The organism is Streptomyces sp. NPDC047043 (assembly GCF_040644055.1).
Lineage (GTDB): Bacteria > Actinomycetota > Actinomycetes > Streptomycetales > Streptomycetaceae > Streptomyces.
The window spans coordinates 81,990-98,855 of sequence record NZ_JBEYVO010000024.1 but is presented as its reverse complement, the minus strand read 5'-3'; the positions used below and the strand labels follow the sequence as shown (position 1 = coordinate 98,855).

The window sequence follows — 16,866 nt, the reverse complement described above, 5'->3', positions numbered from 1 at the left end:
TCTTGGGCGATGGCGCGCCGGTCGGGCGAGTGGGACGATTCCGGTGTAAGCCTCCCAAGGGGGTCACGCCATGTCAGTCATCCGAGAATCGATCGACGTCGACCGCACCGCGGAAGACGTGTACGCGTATGTGATCGACCCCGCCCACCTGCCGGAGTGGCAGCTGAGCGCGGTCTCCGCGGAGCTGCTCGACGAGGGTCCGCTCCACACCGGTTCCCGAGTCCGGGTCACCCGGCGGGTCGGGCGCCGCGAGATGCCGATGACCATGGAGTTCACCGAGTACGACCCGCCGCACAGCTGGGGGCTGCGCGGCATCGACGGTCCCATCAGGGGCAACTTCCACGGTGAGGTGGAGCCCATCGACGACGGCCGCCGTGCCCGCGTGACCATGGAGCTCGACTTCGAGGGACACGGCCTCGGCAAGGTCCTGCTGCCCCTCGTCGTCCGCCCCCAGGTCCGCAAGGAGATGCCGCGCAACGAGCAGCTGCTCAAGGACAAGCTGGAGCACACCACCGCCTAGCCGGCCGCTACGAGGTGCAGACGTCCTTCAGCTCGTCGGCCGCCTTGTCGATCTCGGCGGAGTCCGGGTTCTCGCCGTTCAGGACGGCCTTGTTGTAGTCGGCGACGGCTTGGTTCAGGTTCTTCACCGCCTGGTCGACCTTGCTGTCGTCCGACTTGGCATCGATCTTGTCGAGGTTCTTCTCGATCGTGTCGATGGACTCGTCGGTCCGCGAGGGGTCGCTCGCCGCGGCCTGCCCGGCCTCGTGGATCGCCCTCAGGCTGTCGGCGATGGTGTCGTAGTTCTGCACGCAGTCCAGCGAGTTGTCCACGTCGCCGGGGTCGCAGCCAGTGACGAGTCCGGCGGTCAGCGCGGCGGCTGCCGCGGCGGTGACGAGAGTGGTGGTACGGCGGCGGCGTCGGCGGTCGGCGGCCATGGACGGTCCCTTCTGGAAGGCTCTGGTGGCGCTGTGCCCTGTGCCGACCACGATCCCGGCGTGCGGGTGCGGCCACGAGGGAACCATCACCCGGATCCGTGGTGTAGCCCGCTACACCGTCACCGAGGGGGGCCTTGATGCACGAGCCGGTCCGCGTGGGCAGCCTGAGCGAACTCCAGGAATGGCTGACCCGGCACGGAATCCCGTACGACGCGTGGGGCCGTGACGGCAGCAAGCCGGTCACGAGCCTGTGGCGGGAGATCGCGTCCGGCGAGTCATGGCTGTCGGAGGACCCGCCGCTGCGGCAGGTCGCCGTGGTCAGCGTGCGGATCGAAGCGGACGGCAAGCAGCTGACCGAGGTCGGACAGCTCATGGCCACCGGGGCCGTACGCGAGAGGAACTCCCCGCCCACGGAGAAGCTGAAGCCGGGGGAGACGGCTGTCGCCGGGGCGCTTCGGTGCGTGGCCGAAGAGCTTCGGGTGGAGGCGCGTTACGTGAAGGTCTCCGCCGAGCCGGTCTCCACCACCGTCGAGCAGGTCGACTCGCCGTCCTATCCGGGTCTGCCGACGCGGTACCTCCTGCACACGGTCGCGGCGGACGTCTCCGGCCTTCCCACCTCGGCATTCGCCACCGATGAGGCGTCGGGCAGCGATGCGGCGGTGCTCACTCACCACTGGGAATGGCATTAGCGGCGATCTGCGACACTGGTACAGCCATGCCTAAGCCCGGAGAACTCACTTTCGTCGCCCCCCGCGGAGCCAAGAAGCCGCCGCGGCATCTTGCCGATCTCACGCCTGCCGAGCGTAAGGACGTCATGTCCGAGATCGGGGAGAAGCCGTTTCGTGCCAAGCAGCTCTCGCAGCACTACTTCGCGCGGTATGCGCACGACCCGGTGGAGTGGACCGACATCCCTGCCGGTTCGCGGGAGAAGCTGCGCGAGGCGCTGCTGCCCGAGCTGATGACCGTCGTGCGGCATCTGTCGACCGACGAGGGCACCACCCGCAAGACGCTGTGGCGGCTGTTCGACGGGACGCTCGTCGAGTCGGTGCTCATGCGCTACCCGGACCGGGTGACCATGTGCATCAGCTCGCAGGCGGGGTGCGGGATGAACTGCCCGTTCTGCGCCACCGGGCAGGCGGGGCTGGACCGGAATCTGTCCTCCGCCGAGATCGTGCACCAGATCGTCGACGGGATGCGGGCGCTGCGGGACGGGGAGGTCCCGGGCGGGCCGGCCCGGCTGTCCAACATCGTGTTCATGGGCATGGGCGAGCCCCTCGCGAACTACAAGCGGGTCGTCACGGCCATCCGCTCGCTCACCGACCCCGCGCCGGACGGACTCGGGCTCTCGCAGCGTGGCATCACGGTGTCGACCGTCGGGCTGGTGCCCGCGATCCACCGGTTCGCCGACGAGGGCTTCAAGTGCCGGCTCGCCATCTCGCTGCACGCACCCGACGACGAGCTGCGCGACACCCTCGTCCCCGTCAACACGCGGTGGAAGGTGCGCGAGGTGCTCGACGCCGGGTTCGAGTACGTGGAGAAGTCCGGGCGCCGACTTTCGATCGAGTACGCGCTTATTCGCGACATCAACGACCAGGCCTGGCGCGGTGACCGGCTCGGGCGGCTGCTGCGCGGCAAGCCCGTGCATGTCAATCTCATCCCGCTCAACCCGACGCCCGGCTCCAAGTGGACGGCCTCGCGGCCCGAGGACGAGAAGGCGTTCGTCGAGGCCATCGCGGCGCACGGGGTGCCGGTGACCGTCCGGGACACGCGTGGTCAGGAGATCGACGGGGCCTGCGGTCAGCTCGCGGCCACCGAGCGGTAACCTGAAGCCCGTACGTACATCTTCATATTCCGACAGGGGAGCGCCACAGCGCTGAGAGTGCGGGAGAGTCCGCAGACCCTCTGAACCTTGCCCAGGTCATTCTGGGTAGGAAGTTCGGTCATCACTCAAGCTGTTGCGCCCTGCCCGGGAGCCGGCGGAATTCTCCGGCGGTCCCGGGCAGGGCCGCGTCTCTTCCTGGTCACCCAGGAGGAATTCAGTGCACACCAAGACGTTCGTGGCCGCGGCCGTCGGCCTTGGCCTGATCACGCTGTCCGCGTGCGGGTCGTCGTCCGGCAGCGAGGGCTCCGGCGACTCCAAGACCGTCACTCTCGTCAGCCACGACTCGTGGGCCGTCTCGAAGAGCGTCCTTGCGGACTTCGAGAAGCAGTCCGGCTACAAGGTCCACGTCCTCAAGGACGGCGACGCCGGGCAGGCCGTCAACAAGGCCATCCTCACCAAGGACAACCCGCAGGGCGACGTCTTCTTCGGCGTCGACAACACCCTGCTGTCGCGGGCGCTCGACAACGGGCTCTTCCAGTCGTACGAGGCGAAGGGCACCGATCTGGTCCTGCCGCAGTACCGGGTCGACCAGGCCAGGCACCGGGTCACGCCGATCGATTCCGGAGACATCTGCGTCAACTACGACAAGGCGTACTTCAGCAAGCACAAGCTGACCCCGCCGCAGTCCTTCGACGACCTGATCAAGCCCGCGTACAAGAATCTCCTCGTCACCGAGAACGCCGCCACCTCCTCGCCCGGCCTCGGCTTCCTGCTCGGCAGCGCCGCCGAGTACGGCGACGACGGCTGGCAGGGCTACTGGAAGAAGCTCAAGGCCAACGGCGTGAAGGTCGTCGACGGCTGGGAGCAGGCCTACAACGAGGAGTTCTCCGGGTCCGCGGGCGGCAAGAAGGCCAAGGCCGACCGGCCGCTCGTCGTCTCCTACGCCTCCTCGCCGCCCGCCGAGGTCATCTACGGCGACCCGAAGCCCAAGACCGCGCCGACCGGGGTGTCGTACGGGACCTGCTTCCGGCAGGTCGAGTACGCCGGGCTGCTCAGCAACGCCAAGAACAGCAAGGGGGGCAAGGCGTTCATCGACTTCCTGCTCACCAAGGAGTTCCAGGACGACATGCCGCTGAACATGTTCGTCTACCCGGTGCGGGAGGCCGCCCAGGTGCCGCCGGAGTTCGTGAAGTACGGGCCGCAGGCCAAGGACCCCGAGACCATGGCGCCCGACAAGATCGCCGCCAACCGTGACCAGTGGGTCAAGTCGTGGACGTCACTCGTACTGAAGTAGCCGAAGCAGCCGAAGCACCCGAAACAGCCGTCCGCGAACGGCGTTCGGGGAACGCGACGCGGCTCGGGCTCATGGCGGTGCCCGTCGCGTTCTTCGGTGTCTTCTTCGCCTGGCCCGTCGCCGCGATCGTGGCGCGCGGGCTCAAGGTGGGCGGTGCCTGGCAGTTCGGGCGGATCGTGGACGTCGTCACGCAGTCCGACATCCGGCACGTGCTGTGGTTCACCACCTGGCAGGCGCTCGCCTCCACCGCGCTCACGCTGCTGATCGCGCTCCCCGGCGCGTATGTCTGCGCGCGCTTCGAATTCCCCGGCAAGCAGGTGCTGCGGGCCGTCGTCACCGTTCCGTTCGTGCTGCCGACCGTCGTCGTCGGTACGGCTTTTCTGGCGCTCGTCGGGCGCGGGGGACTGCTCGACGAGTTGTGGGGCGTACGGCTCGACACCACCGTCTGGGCCATCCTGCTGGCCCACGTCTTCTTCAACTACGCCGTCGTCGTACGGACCGTCGGCGGGCTCTGGAGCCAGCTCGACCCGCGGCAGGAGGAGGCGGCGCGGATGCTGGGCGCATCGCCGCTCGAGGCCTGGCGGAAGGTGACCCTGCCCGCCCTCGCGCCCGCCGTGGCCGCCGCCGCGCTGATGGTCTTCCTCTTCACCTTCACCTCGTTCGGCGTGGTGCAGATCCTCGGCGGGCCGACGTTCTCGACGCTGGAGGTCGAGATCTACCGGCAGACGTCCGAGATCTTCGACCTCTCCACGGCCGCGGTCCTCACCATCGTCCAGTTCGTGGCGGTCGGCGCGATCCTCGCCGTGCACGCCCGGACCGTACGGCGGCGGGAGACCGCCCTGCGGCTGGTGGACGCGAACGTCACGGCCCGGCGGCCGCGCGGGGCGCGGGAATGGGGCCTGCTGGCCGGTGTCCTCGTCACCGTCCTCGTGCTGCTCGTCCTGCCGCTCGCCGTGCTGGTGCAACGGTCCCTGGACGCACCTGACTTCGGCTACTACCGGGCCCTCACCAACGACGACGGCGGGACCTTCCTCGTGCCGCCGATCGAGGCCATCGGCAACTCGCTCCAGTACGCCCTCGCCGCGACCGCCATTGCCGTGGTGATCGGCGGTCTGGCCGCCGCGGCCCTCACCCGCCGGGACGCGGGACGGCTGGTCCGCGGCTTCGACGCGCTGCTGATGCTGCCGCTCGGCGTCTCCGCGGTGACGGTCGGCTTCGGGTTCCTCATCGCGCTGGACAAGCCGCCGCTGGACCTGAGGAGTTCGTGGATCCTGGTGCCGCTCGCGCAGGCGCTGGTGGGCGTCCCCTTCGTCGTACGGACCATGCTGCCCGTGCTGCGGGCCGTGGACGCGCGGCTCAGGGAGGCGGCGGCCGTGCTCGGGGCGTCGCCGTGGCGGGTGTGGCGGGAGGTCGACCTGCCGATGGTGCGGCGGGCGCTGCTGGTCGCCGCCGGGTTCGCGTTCGCGGTGTCGCTGGGGGAGTTCGGGGCGACCGTGTTCATCGCGCGGCCCGACAACCCCACGCTGCCGGTTGCGGTGGCGCGGCTGCTGGGTCGGCCGGGTGATCTCAACTACGGCCAGGCGATGGCCCTTTCGACGATTCTGATGGTGGTGTGCGCGGTGGCGCTGCTGGTGCTCGAGCGGCTCCGTACCGACCGGACCGGGGAGTTCTAGATGCTGCTGAGCCTTGAGGACGCCACCGTGCGGTTCGGCGGGCGGGCCGTGCTCGACGCCGTCGGCCTCGGTGTCGCCGAGCACGAGGTGGTCTGCGTGCTGGGGCCGAGCGGCAGCGGCAAGTCGACGCTGCTGCGGGCGGTCGCCGGGCTCCAGCCCCTGGACGGCGGGCGGGTGTTGCTGGACGGGCGGGACCAGGCCGGCGTGCCCGCGCACAAGCGCGGGGTCGGGCTGATGTTCCAGGACCATCAGCTGTTCCCGCAGCGGGACGTGGGCGGGAACGTCGCCTTCGGGCTGCGGATGCACGGGACGTCGCGCCCTCGGCAAGCGGAGCGCGTACGGGAGTTGCTGGACCTAGTCGGGCTGCCGGGTGCCGCCCGCCGGGCCGTCGCCGCGCTCTCCGGCGGTGAGCAGCAACGCGTGGCGCTGGCCCGCGCGCTCGCGCCCCGGCCCCGGCTGCTGATGCTCGACGAGCCGCTCGGCCAGCTCGACCGTTCGCTTCGGGAACGGCTCGTCGTCGAACTCCGGGGACTCTTCGGGCAGTTGGGTACGACGGTGCTCGCCGTGACGCACGACCAGGGCGAGGCCTTCGCGCTCGCCGACCGGGTCGTGGTGATGCGGGACGGGCGGATCGCCCAGTCCGGTACGCCGCTCGAGGTGTGGCAGCGGCCCGCGGACGAGTTCGTGGCCCGCTTCCTCGGCTTCGACAACGTGGTCGAGGCGACGGTGAGCGGGGAGGCCGCGGACACGCCCTGGGGCAAGGTACCGGTGCCCGAGGGCGCCCCTCAGGGCACCCGCACGCTCCTCGTGCGGCCCGCCGGGGTCCGGCTCGTCCCCGCCGACGAGGGCCTGCGCTGCACGGTCGCCGCACGCACCTTCAAGGGCACCCATGTCGCCGTACATCTGCAGCCCGAGGGCGCGCCGCGGCTGGAGGCGGCGTGTGCGCTGCGGGACGCCCCGCGGATCGGGGACGCGGTCGGAGTGGAGTTCGACGCGGCCGAAATTGTCGTGCTGGGCTGATCGGTTCGTTCATAGGGTGCGAGGCATGACAGTCCTCGCGTACGACCGTTACTGCGACGAAATCGCCCGTCAGACGGAGCAGTTGAGGGCGGTGGTCAGCTCCGGTGCGGACCTGTCCGCCACCGTGCCGACCTGCCCCGACTGGTCCCTCGAACAGCTCGTACGGCACATGGGCGGCGCCCTGCGCTGGGTGGAGCTGCTCGTGCGGACGCGGGCGGAGGAGAACATCCCCGACGAGCAGGTCCCGCTGCACGAGGGCCCCGCGGCCCGCGGTGACGCCGCCGCGCTGGACGCCTGGCTCGCCGAGACCGGCGAGATGATCGTCGGCACGCTGCGGGAGGCCGGGCCGGACGCCAAGGTGTGGGGGTGGGCCGGGACGCTCAACTCCGGCTTCTGGGCCCGCCGTGTGACCCACGAGATCACCGTCCACCGTGCGGACGCCGTGCTCGCCGCCGGGATGCCGTACGACGTCGCGCCCGAGGTGGCCGCCGATGCCGTCGACGAATGGCTGCAGCTCGTGCAATGGGCGCAGCGGAACTACCCGCACGAGGCGGAGGGGGAACTGCGTGGCCCCGGCCGCAGCATCCATCTGCACGCCACCGACACCGGCCCCGAACTGAACGCCGAGTGGCTGGTCGAGCTCACCGAGGACGGCGTGGTCTGGCGCCGCGGTCACGAGAAGGCGACCGTCGCCCTGCGCGGGCCCCTCACCTCAGTGCTCCTCGCCTTCTACCGCCGACTGCCGCTGGACAGCGCGGATTTGGAGGTCCTGGGCGAGCGGGAGCTGCTGGAGTTCTGGCTGGAGCGGGCGACCTTCGGGTGAACGACTGCGGCCCGTCCCCCGGGGATACGGGGACGGGCCACAGGTGTTGCCGAGTGAGGCGTCAGCGGCCGCTGTTCGCCCCGCGACGGCGCATGCCGAAGAAGACGGCGCCGCCGCCCACGACGACCAGCGCGCCCGCGATACCGGCGATCAGACCCGTGTTGGAGTTCGCACCGGTCTCGGCGAGGTTCGAGTCACCGGCCGCCGGGGACGGCGCGTTGCTCGAGGTGCTCGCCGGGGCGGAGCTGCTCTCCGAGGCCGACGGGGTCGGGGACTCCTCGGCGGGGGTCGAGGCGGACTCCGACGGCGACGGGGTGGCCGGCGGGGTCGACTCGTCCTTCGAGCAGCCCTCGGACGGGGTCGTCAGGTTCGGCGTGATGTCCTTGTCGACGATCAGGTGGTCCTTGTCCTTGCCGGCCGCGACGTGGACGCGGTACTCGGCGTTCGGCGACCAGTCCTCGTCGAAAGTGACGGTGACGCCCTCACGGGAACCGGTGACGTCCTGCTCACCGATCTGCTTGGCGTCGGCGCCGTTGCTCTCGAGGAACACGGTGATCGTCGCCGGCGTACCCGAGGGGTCCTTGTCGGTGACGGTGATGACGCCCTTGCTGCCGTCGCACTTGGCTTCGGCGGAGAACTCGTTGATGTTGCAGGCGAGCGCGCTGCCCGCGGCGCTCAGGGCGAGCGCGGAGGAGGCGGCGGCAACGCCGAGGATCTGCACGGAACGACGTGCGGTGCGGCGAGTTATGGACACGTTTGCCCTTCACGGGATGCACAACTGCGGGGGGTTGTCGGTGAACTGTGGCGACGGTGTGGTGAGGCATCACCGTCCCCAGGAGTCTCACAGGTTTATAAGCGTTCCATAAGGAGTGTCAATCCGTCTGCCCAGCAGGAGGGTTGGCTTTACGCTCTTATTAACTCCCGAGACGTTTCAACGCCTCCGGAGCCTCCTCGATCCGGTCAACGAGGGCGATACGGGACTCCATCGACCGTTCCCGGGCGAGAGCCTGCAAGAGGGGCCACGTGGGCAGCTTCCGCGTCCAGTGCTCCCGGTCGACGAGGACCATGGGCGTCGGCTCGCCCCGTGACTCGTAATAGTTGGGCGTCGCGTTGTCGAAGATCTCCTGTACGGTGCCGGCGGCGCCCGGCAGGAACACCACGCCGGCGTTCGAGCGGGCCAGCAGGCCGTCCTCGCGGGTGGCGTTGGCGAAGTACTTGGCGATGTGCGAGGCGAAGGGGTTCGGCGGCTCGTGGCCGTAGAACCAGGTGGGGATGCCGATCGAGTGGTTGCCCTTCGGCCAGCGGCTGCGCACCTCGAAGGCGGCCTGCGCCCACGCGGTGATCGACGGGGTGAACGACGGTGCCCCGGCGAGGAGTTCGCAGGCTTCTTCCAGCATGGCGTCGTCGTACGGCGCCGCGTACGCGCCCAGGTTCGCCGCCTCCATCGCGCCCGGGCCGCCGCCGGTGGCCACCGTGAAACCGGCGCGGCTCAGCTCGCGGCCGAGGCGTGCCGCACCGCCGTACGCCTCCGTGCCGCGCTTCATCGCGTGGCCGCCCATGACTCCCACCACCCGCGCCCCGCGCAGGAGTTCGTCGAGGGCGTCGGAGACGGAGTCGTCGTGGACGGCGCGCAGCATCGACGCGTATATGTCGCCGTCGGCCTTGGTCTGCTGGAACCAGGCGTAGGCGAGCGCGTCCGGCGTCTGCTCGTATCCCTTGTCGAGCGAGGCGAACAGTTCGTCCGGCTTGTAGAGGTGCCCGCGGTACGGGTCGAAGGGGAGACCCGGGACGGGCGGGAAGACCAGCGCGCCGTCGGCGCGCACCTTGGCCGCCGCGTCCTCGCGCATCGGGCAGCCGAGGAAGACGGCCCGCGCGGTGTCGGTGGTGAGCAACTCCCTTGTACGGTCCGTCAGATCGACGGCCTGCACCCGGTAGCCGGCGAGAGTGCCGCGGGCCGACACGGTCGCGTCGAAGTCCTCGAGCGTCTCGATCTCGCGCTCGTCGTGATGGGCCGCATGGGCCGGGCTCGTCTGCACGCGCCCATGCTAGGCACCCTCTCCGTTCAGCCCTGGACCGCTGCCGGGTCCATCCACATGACCTCCCAGCTGTGGCCGTCGAGGTCGTCGAAGGAACGGCCGTACATGTAGCCGTGGTCGATGGCGTCCTCGGTGCCCGTGCCACCCGCCGCGATCGCCTTGTCGACCAGCTCGTCGACCTTCTCGCGGCTCTCGGCGCTCAGACAGAGCAGGGTCTCGCTGGTCTTCGTGGAGTCCGCGATCTCCTTCTTCGTGAAGTCGGCGTACCGCTGCTTGCTGAGCAGCATCGCGATGATGGTGTCGCTGATCACGACGCAGGCGCAGTCGTCCGTGCTGAACTGCGGGTTGATCGTGTAGCCCAGCTCCGTGAAGAACTTCTTCGACGCGTCGACGTCGTTGGTCGCCAGGTTCACGAAGATCATCTGCTGGTACATGCGGGGTCTCTCCCATCGGATCCGGTTCGTTCGACGGGGTAGACCCGGGGCCGGTGCGGAACTCATCGGCCGCCGGGGAAATTGTTCGTACGGGTTCTCAGCGGGCCGACGGCAGCGCCGCGAGCTCGGCCACGATCAGGGTCAGCGGACCGAACAGGGCCAGCAGCGCACCGGCACGCAGGGCGGCGGCGCTGCGCAGCATCGTGCTGGGCGCCCCGAGGCGCAGCAGGGCGGCCGTGGTGTCGGCCCGGGCCTGCCTGGCCTCCACGGCGGCGGTGAGCAGCGTGGCGAGGGTGCAGCCCGTGACGAGGAGCGTGCCGAGGGTGCTGAGCGGGCCGAAGGAGGGCGAGGGAGTGTCGTGCAGCGCGGTCATGGCGTACGCGCCGGAGCCGACCGCGCAGACGACGCCCAGAGGGCGGCCGATGCGGGTGGCCTCCTCCATCAGGACGCGGCCGGCGAGCAGACGCAGGGCGCCGGGCCGGGCGGACTGCAGGAGGCGTCCGCACAGATGGGTCAGTCCGGGACCGGCCAGGGCCAGGCCCAGGACGATCAGCGCCCAGCCGGTCAGGACCATGGGGGCGCCGGTCGGCAGACCGCCGGGCAGGGCGGCGCCGGAGTCGGCTGTACGGCCGGCGTAGGTCTCCACGGCCAGTCCCGCGGCGAGGAGGGCCGTGCCCCAGGGGAGTCCGGCGGGGGCGGCGCGGGGGGCCGGAGGGCGGGTGGGGTCGGGGTCGGTCGGGGCGGTGTCGGGGACGGGAGTGGTTGCGGGGTCGGGCGGGGTGGTGTCGGGGACGGGAGTGGTTGCGGGGTCGGGCGGGGTGGTGTCGGGGACGGGAGTGGTTGCGGGGTCGGGCGGGGTGGTGTCGGGGACGGGAGTGGTTGCGGGGTCGGTCGGGGCGGTGCCCGGGACCGGAGCCGTGGCGCGGTCGGTCGGGGCGATGGTCGCCGCCGGTGCCGTGGGGTGGGCTTCGCTCGCCGTCGCCGGCGGGGTGCCGTCCGGCTCAGGAGTGGCAATGGCCTCGGGGGCGCTGTCGCCCGCAGGCCCGGCGGGGCGGCCGCGGCCCGGCCAACGTGCCCCGAAGCGGCCGTACGTGCCGAAGGTCTCGCGCGTCACCGACCTGCGATACGCGCCGAAGCGGCCGTACGAGTGCGCCACGTGGGCGGCGACCGTCCTGGCGTCCCGCGGTCGCAGGACCAGCGCCACCGTCACCGAGGCGAGCGCCGGGAGGACGGACAGCAGGGTCAGGGTCGCCGGCAGCGGCAAGGACTGGTCCGCGGCGAGGAACTCCGCCGCCGCTCCGTCGAACGGCATGCCCGTGAGGTCGCCGCGGAGCTGGAGGAAGAGGAGCAGGGCCAGCAGTGAGCCCAGCGTGCAGGACAGGGCCGTCGTGGTGGCCGAGATGGTCATGAGGCGGCCCGGGCCCAGGCCGATGGCCGCGAGGCCGGTGCGCGGTTTCGTGGCCGGGTCGGTGCGGGCCACCGCCACCGCGAGGTGGACGGTGGCGGCCAGGGGCGTGAGGCACCAGGCGAGGCGCAGCATCGAGCCGCCGGGGTTGTCGGCGTGGCCCATCGCGTAGCCGAGGGCGCTGAGCAGGAGGAAGCCCGTGCCCGCCGAGGCCGTCGCCACCAGCAGACGGCGCAGGTGGACGGCCGGGTGGGCGCCGCGGGTCAGACGGAGAGCGAGCACGCGGCCCGGCCTTCCGTCTCCGCGACCGGGGGCAGATGGACCGTGCGCACCCGGCGCCCGTCCAGCAGCGACACCGTGCGGTCGGCGAGGGCCGCGGTATCCGCGTCGTGGGTGGCCAGGACGACCGTGATGCCGTGCGAGCGGGCCGCCGTGGTGAGCGTGCGCAGGACGTGGGCGCGGTCGGCGCGGTACAGCGGTGCCGTCGGCTCGTCGGCGAACAGGACGGTGGGGGACGGGGCGAGGGCGCGGGCGATCGACACGCGCTGCCGCTCGGCCTGCACCAGCTCGTGCGGCCGCTTGCGGGCCTTGTCGCCGACGTCGAGGCGCTCCAGCCACTCCAGGGCGGCAGTCTTGGCACGGCGGCGGCTGGTGCCGCGCAGCATCAGCGGAAGGGCGGCGTTCTCCCAGGCGTTCAGCTCCGGCACGAGCACGGGGGCCGGGTCGATCCAGCCGAAGCGGTCGCGGCGCAGGCGCTCCCGGGTCAGGGAGCCCATGGTGTGGATCGGCACGCTGTTGAACCAGACCTCACCGCGCTGGGCCGCAACCAGCCCGGACAGACAGCGCAGCAGCGTCGTCTTGCCGCTGCCCCGCGGGCCGCTGACGGCGAGGATCTCGCCCTCCTGGACGCCGAGCGAGACGCCGCTGAGCGCGGGGGAGCCGTCGCTGTGCTGGAAGTGCAGGGTGCGTGCCCAGAGCACGTCGTTGTCCGGCGGGGCCACCATCCGCGTACACCTCGGTTCAGATCCGTTTGTTGCCGTGCCATCCCCCGTGCGGGGGAACGAAGGCAGGGCCGATCGGTCACTCGGCACGCTAGGCAGTTCAGGTGGTCGGGCCGGACAGCACACGGCCCCGGGCGCCCGTTTCTCACTCGAACGGGCGGCACCGGGGCCGGTGTTGATCATCCGAGAGGAAGATCCACAGATGGATCCCCTTGGCGGATCAGAGCTTCGTCCATGCCTCCGTCAGCGTCGCGCGCAGGATCTGCTCGATCTCGTCGAAGGTCTCCTGGTTGGAGATCAGCGGCGGGGCGAGCTGGACGACCGGGTCGCCGCGGTCGTCGGCACGGCAGTACAGGCCGTTGTCGTACAGCGCCTTGGAGAGGAAGCCGTACAGGACGCGCTCGGTCTCCTCGTCGTTGAAGGACTCCTTCGTCGCCTTGTCCTTCACGAGCTCGATGCCGTAGAAGAAGCCGTTGCCGCGGACGTCGCCGACGATCGGGAGGTCGTGCAGCTTCTCCAGGGTCGCGCGGAACGCGCCCTCGTTGTCGAGCACGTGCTGGTTGAGGTTCTCGCGCTCGAAGAGGTCGAGGTTGGCGAGGCCCACCGCGGCGGAGACCGGGTGGCCGCCGAAGGTGTAGCCGTGCAGGAAGGTGTTGTCGCCCTTGTAGAACGGCTCGGCCAGACGGTCGGAGATGATGCACGCGCCGATCGGGGAGTAGCCCGAGGTCATGCCCTTGGCGCAGGTGATCATGTCCGGGACGTAGTCGAACTTGTCGCAGGCGAACATCGTGCCCAGGCGGCCGAAGGCGCAGATGACCTCGTCCGAGACCAGCAGGACGTCGTACTTGTCGCAGATCTCGCGCACGCGCTGGAAGTAGCCGGGCGGGGGCGGGAAGCAGCCGCCCGCGTTCTGGACCGGCTCCAGGAAGACCGCCGCGACCGTGTCCGGGCCCTCGAAGAGGATCTGCTGCTCGATCTGGTCGGCGGCCCAGCGGCCGAAGGCCTCCGGGTCGTCGCCGAAGATCGGCGCGCGGTAGATGTTGGTGTTCGGAACCTTGTGCGCGCCGGGGACCAGCGGCTCGAACGGGGCCTTCAGGCCCGGCAGGCCGGTGATGGACAGGGCGCCCTGCGGGGTGCCGTGGTACGCGACGGCGCGGGAGATGACCTTGTACTTGGTGGGCTTGCCCGTCAGCTTGAAGTACTGCTTGGCCAGCTTCCAGGCGGTCTCGACGGCCTCGCCGCCGCCGGTGGTGAAGAAGACCTTGTTCAGGTCGCCGGGCGCGTGGTCCGCGAGGCGCTCCGCCAGCTCCACGGCCTTCGGGTGGGCGTAGGACCACACCGGGAAGAACGCCAGCTCCTGCGCCTGCTTGAAGGCGGTCTCGGCGAGTTCCGTGCGGCCGTGACCGGCCTGGACCACGAACAGGCCCGCCAGACCGTCCAGGTAGCGCTTGCCCTTGTCGTCGTAGATGTAGGTGCCCTCGCCCCGGACGATGGTGGGGACGGGGGAGTGCTCGTACGAGGACATGCGGGTGAAGTGCATCCACAGGTGGTCGTACGCGGTCTGGCTGAGGTCTTTTGAACTCACGGCTATCGGGTTCCCCACATGTAGGTCTGCTTCTTCAGCTTCAGATAGACGAAGCTTTCGGTGGAGCGCACTCCGGGCAGGGCCCGGATGCGTTTGTTGATGACGTCCAGCAGGTGGTCGTCGTCCTCGCAGACGATCTCGGCGAGGATGTCGAACGAGCCCGCGGTCATCACCACGTACTCGACTTCCGACATGTCCGTCAGCGCCTCGGCGATCTTCTCCACGTCGCCCTCGACGTTGATGCCCACCATCGCCTGCCGGCGGAAGCCCACGGTGAGCGGGTCCGTGACGGCGACGATCTGCATCACGCCCTGGTCGAGCAGCTTCTGGACGCGCTGGCGCACGGCCGCCTCGGACAGGCCGACGGCCTTGCCGATCGCGGCGTACGGCCGCCGGCCGTCCTCCTGGAGCTGTTCGATGATGGCGAGGGAGACGGCATCCAGATGAGGAGTGCCGTTCCTGGACTCGCGGGACGAGTCCCTGTGCTCTGCGCTTCGACTGGCCACGCCCTCACTGTGCACGACGTCTCGACGGTTCCGCAAGGGCGGACCAATGAAATTCGTTGTTTACGCGACTGAGACCTGCGGATTTCGCAGCCTTGATGCGACCGGGGGTGTTGAAAACGTGGGCGATCGCATTAGTGTGGGTGTCTCAGCCAATGGACACGTTGGATCCACTCGAACTTGGAGGGCCGGCAGTGAGCACCGAGCTGCGTCGTCTGCGCAACTACATCGACGGTGAGTTCCGGGACGCCGCCGACGGGCGGACCACCGAGGTGGTCAACCCCGCTACGGGCGAGGCGTACGCGACCGCGCCGCTGTCGGGTCAGGCGGACGTGGACGCCGCCATGGCCGCGGCCGCCGCGGCCTTCCCGGGCTGGCGCGACACGACCCCGGCCGAGCGTCAGAAGGCCCTGCTGAAGATCGCGGACGCGTTCGAGGAGCGGGCCGAGGAACTCATCGCGGCCGAGGTGGAGAACACCGGCAAGCCGGTCGGGCTCACGCGGTCCGAGGAGATCCCGCCGATGGTCGACCAGATCCGCTTCTTCGCGGGCGCGGCCAGGATGCTCGAGGGCCGCTCCGCCGGCGAGTACATGGAGGGGCTGACCTCGATCGTCCGCCGCGAGCCGGTCGGCGTCTGCGCGCAGGTCGCGCCGTGGAACTACCCGATGATGATGGCCGTGTGGAAGTTCGCGCCGGCGATCGCGGCGGGCAACACCGTCGTACTGAAGCCGTCGGACACCACCCCGGCCTCGACCGTCCTGATCGCCGAGATCATCGGTTCGATCCTGCCCAAGGGCGTCTTCAACGTCATCACCGGCGACCGTGACACCGGCCGGCTGATGGTCGAGCACCCGACTCCGGCGATGGCCTCCATCACCGGTTCGGTGCGGGCCGGTATGTCGGTCGCCGAGTCGGCGTCGAAGGACCTGAAGAGGGTTCACCTGGAGCTGGGCGGCAAGGCGCCGGTCGTCGTCTTCAACGACACCGACATCGCCAAGGCCGTGGAGGACATCTCGGTGGCGGGCTTCTTCAACGCCGGGCAGGACTGTACGGCGGCCACGCGCGTCCTGGTGCAGGAGGGCATCCACGACGAGTTCGTACGGGCTCTCGCCAAGGCCGCCGCCGACACCAAGACCGGGCAGCCGGACGACGAGGACGTGCTGTACGGGCCGCTGAACAACCCCAACCAGCTGAAGCAGGTGTCCGGCTTCATCGAGCGGCTGCCCGCCCACGCCAAGGTCGAGGCCGGTGGTCACCAGGTCGGTGAGAAGGGGTACTTCTACGCGCCGACCGTCGTGTCCGGGCTGAAGCAGGACGACGAGATCATCCAGAAGGAGGTCTTCGGACCGGTCATCACCGTCCAGTCCTTCTCGGACGAGGAGCAGGCGGTGGAGTGGGCGAACGGCGTCGAGTACGCGCTCGCTTCCTCGGTGTGGACCAAGGACCACGGGCGTGCGATGCGGATGTCCAAGAAGCTGGACTTCGGGTGCGTGTGGATCAACACGCACATTCCGCTGGTCGCGGAGATGCCGCACGGTGGGTTCAAGAAGTCGGGGTACGGCAAGGACCTGTCCGCGTACGGGTTCGATGACTACACGCGGATCAAGCACGTGATGACGTCTTTGGACGCGTAAACCGTCCTCCGTCGTCTGCAGGGGCGCGGGGGCTTGTCGCGCACACGCGGCGGTAGCCGCACATCGACACAGCCCCGCGCCCCTCAGGGACGGTGCAGCTAGGCCTTCTCGACGGTGCTGGTCAGTGACGGCAGGTCCGGCCCACCCGGCCTGCCCGGTTCGATGCGGGTGGAGCCGCCCTCGCCGGCGCCCTTGGCGGGGTCGGGGGCCGGGAACGGGTGGCCGGGCTTCGGGAAGGTGATGCCGGCCTTTTCGAGGATCGGGCCGCATTCCCTGACGGCCTTCTTGTAGGCCGTGGCCGTCGGGTCGAAGTTGCCGCCGGTGATCTTCACCTCAAGGCGGACATGGCCCTCCTCGTCCTTCGCGGCGTGGAAGCGGGGGAAGACCGTCTGCCCCTGGTCGCGCATGCAGCCGGCGAAGTCGTCGTTCGCGGAGTTGAGGTCGTCGGGGGCGTTCGAGGTCGGCTGGTAGGCGACGGCGAAGCCCCCGGGCTTCAGGGACTTGGACTCGGCGGTGTGCCGGGTGTTCGCGGTCGACGAGCCGGTCGCCTGCGCGGCCGACGCGCTGACCGTGCCGAGCGCGGCGGCCGTGAGGACGGCGATGCCCAGGGCGAGCCGTCGTGGGCCGGTGGTCCGGATGCGCATGGTTCCTCCTGCGGTGAGGTGCCGTTCGGTACGAGGCCCAGGCAACTCCGGAGGCGG

General features: G+C 70.2%; 17 protein-coding genes and 1 riboswitch. Of the genes, 8 read left to right on the top strand and 9 right to left on the bottom strand.

What is annotated here, in order from left to right:
• The first annotated feature begins 70 nt into the window (after window positions 1-70).
• Window positions 71-520 (top strand): SRPBCC family protein, encoded by a 450-nt coding sequence (locus ABZ880_RS33600; protein WP_351326007.1) that lies wholly within the window; start codon window positions 71-73, stop codon window positions 518-520.
• 7 nt (window positions 521-527) lie between these two features.
• On the opposite strand, the gene ABZ880_RS33595 is transcribed toward ABZ880_RS33600, so the two are convergent.
• A complete protein-coding gene (locus tag ABZ880_RS33595; protein WP_361270697.1) occupies window positions 528-1,022 on the bottom strand; it encodes a hypothetical protein in 495 nt (164 codons plus the stop codon).
• Window positions 1,023-1,072: 50 nt separating this feature from the next.
• Here ABZ880_RS33595 and ABZ880_RS33590 point away from each other — a divergent pair, with 50 nt between their 5' ends.
• The 6 genes from ABZ880_RS33590 (at window position 1,073) to ABZ880_RS33565 (ending at window position 7,567) form a co-directional block, all read left to right on the top strand.
• Window positions 1,073-1,624 (top strand): NUDIX domain-containing protein, encoded by a 552-nt coding sequence (locus tag ABZ880_RS33590; RefSeq protein WP_361270694.1) that lies wholly within the window; start codon window positions 1,073-1,075, stop codon window positions 1,622-1,624.
• Window positions 1,625-1,650: 26 nt separating this feature from the next.
• Complete coding sequence (gene rlmN / locus ABZ880_RS33585) at window positions 1,651-2,757, top strand: 23S rRNA (adenine(2503)-C(2))-methyltransferase RlmN (protein WP_361270692.1); 1,107 nt, start codon at window positions 1,651-1,653, stop codon at window positions 2,755-2,757.
• 24 nt (window positions 2,758-2,781) lie between these two features.
• Window positions 2,782-2,887, top strand: a riboswitch (TPP riboswitch).
• Between the two features lie 87 nt (window positions 2,888-2,974).
• Window positions 2,975-4,051 carry a thiamine ABC transporter substrate-binding protein gene (locus tag ABZ880_RS33580; RefSeq protein ID WP_361270689.1) on the top strand — a complete coding sequence of 359 codons (1,077 nt, stop codon included), beginning with the start codon at window positions 2,975-2,977 and terminating at the stop codon, window positions 4,049-4,051.
• A 71-nt stretch (window positions 4,052-4,122) separates the two neighbouring features.
• Window positions 4,123-5,724 carry an iron ABC transporter permease gene (locus tag ABZ880_RS33575; protein WP_361270686.1) on the top strand — a complete coding sequence of 534 codons (1,602 nt, stop codon included), beginning with the start codon at window positions 4,123-4,125 and terminating at the stop codon, window positions 5,722-5,724.
• Window positions 5,725-6,744, top strand: a complete 1,020-nt coding sequence (locus ABZ880_RS33570) for an ABC transporter ATP-binding protein (protein ID WP_361270683.1) — start codon at window positions 5,725-5,727, stop codon at window positions 6,742-6,744.
• Window positions 6,745-6,769: 25 nt separating this feature from the next.
• On the top strand, window positions 6,770-7,567 hold the full coding sequence (locus ABZ880_RS33565) for a maleylpyruvate isomerase family mycothiol-dependent enzyme (protein ID WP_361270680.1): 798 nt from the start codon (window positions 6,770-6,772) through the stop codon (window positions 7,565-7,567).
• Between the two features lie 61 nt (window positions 7,568-7,628).
• Here ABZ880_RS33565 and ABZ880_RS33560 read toward each other — a convergent pair whose 3' ends face one another.
• The 7 genes from ABZ880_RS33560 to ABZ880_RS33530 all read right to left on the bottom strand — a co-directional run bounded on the left by ABZ880_RS33560 (window position 7,629) and on the right by ABZ880_RS33530 (window position 14,549).
• Window positions 7,629-8,321: an LAETG motif-containing sortase-dependent surface protein gene (locus ABZ880_RS33560; protein ID WP_361270677.1), complete on the bottom strand. Its 693-nt coding sequence runs from the start codon at window positions 8,319-8,321 to the stop codon at window positions 7,629-7,631.
• Window positions 8,322-8,481: 160 nt separating this feature from the next.
• Complete coding sequence (locus ABZ880_RS33555; RefSeq protein WP_361270674.1) at window positions 8,482-9,603, bottom strand: LOG family protein; 1,122 nt, start codon at window positions 9,601-9,603, stop codon at window positions 8,482-8,484.
• Between the two features lie 26 nt (window positions 9,604-9,629).
• Window positions 9,630-10,037 carry a VOC family protein gene (locus ABZ880_RS33550; protein WP_361270671.1) on the bottom strand — a complete coding sequence of 136 codons (408 nt, stop codon included), beginning with the start codon at window positions 10,035-10,037 and terminating at the stop codon, window positions 9,630-9,632.
• A 97-nt stretch (window positions 10,038-10,134) separates the two neighbouring features.
• Window positions 10,135-11,724 carry a hypothetical protein gene (locus tag ABZ880_RS33545; RefSeq protein ID WP_361270668.1) on the bottom strand — a complete coding sequence of 530 codons (1,590 nt, stop codon included), beginning with the start codon at window positions 11,722-11,724 and terminating at the stop codon, window positions 10,135-10,137.
• Window positions 11,706-12,446 carry an ATP-binding cassette domain-containing protein gene (locus ABZ880_RS33540; RefSeq protein ID WP_361270664.1) on the bottom strand — a complete coding sequence of 247 codons (741 nt, stop codon included), beginning with the start codon at window positions 12,444-12,446 and terminating at the stop codon, window positions 11,706-11,708. Before ABZ880_RS33540 ends, ABZ880_RS33545 begins: the two co-directional genes overlap by 19 nt.
• 217 nt (window positions 12,447-12,663) lie before the next feature.
• Complete coding sequence (locus tag ABZ880_RS33535) at window positions 12,664-14,046, bottom strand: aspartate aminotransferase family protein (protein WP_361270661.1); 1,383 nt, start codon at window positions 14,044-14,046, stop codon at window positions 12,664-12,666.
• Window positions 14,031-14,549, bottom strand: a complete 519-nt coding sequence (locus tag ABZ880_RS33530; RefSeq protein WP_361270658.1) for an Lrp/AsnC family transcriptional regulator — start codon at window positions 14,547-14,549, stop codon at window positions 14,031-14,033. The genes ABZ880_RS33535 and ABZ880_RS33530 overlap by 16 nt, the downstream gene beginning before the upstream one ends.
• A 176-nt stretch (window positions 14,550-14,725) precedes the next feature.
• Here ABZ880_RS33530 and ABZ880_RS33525 point away from each other — a divergent pair, with 176 nt between their 5' ends.
• Window positions 14,726-16,165 (top strand): gamma-aminobutyraldehyde dehydrogenase, encoded by a 1,440-nt coding sequence (locus ABZ880_RS33525; RefSeq protein WP_361270655.1) that lies wholly within the window; start codon window positions 14,726-14,728, stop codon window positions 16,163-16,165.
• Window positions 16,166-16,263: 98 nt separating this feature from the next.
• On the opposite strand, the gene ABZ880_RS33520 is transcribed toward ABZ880_RS33525, so the two are convergent.
• Entirely contained in the window at window positions 16,264-16,809 is a 546-nt protein-coding gene (locus ABZ880_RS33520; RefSeq protein WP_361270652.1) for a hypothetical protein, read from the bottom strand.
• Between the last annotated feature and the right edge of the window lie 57 nt (window positions 16,810-16,866).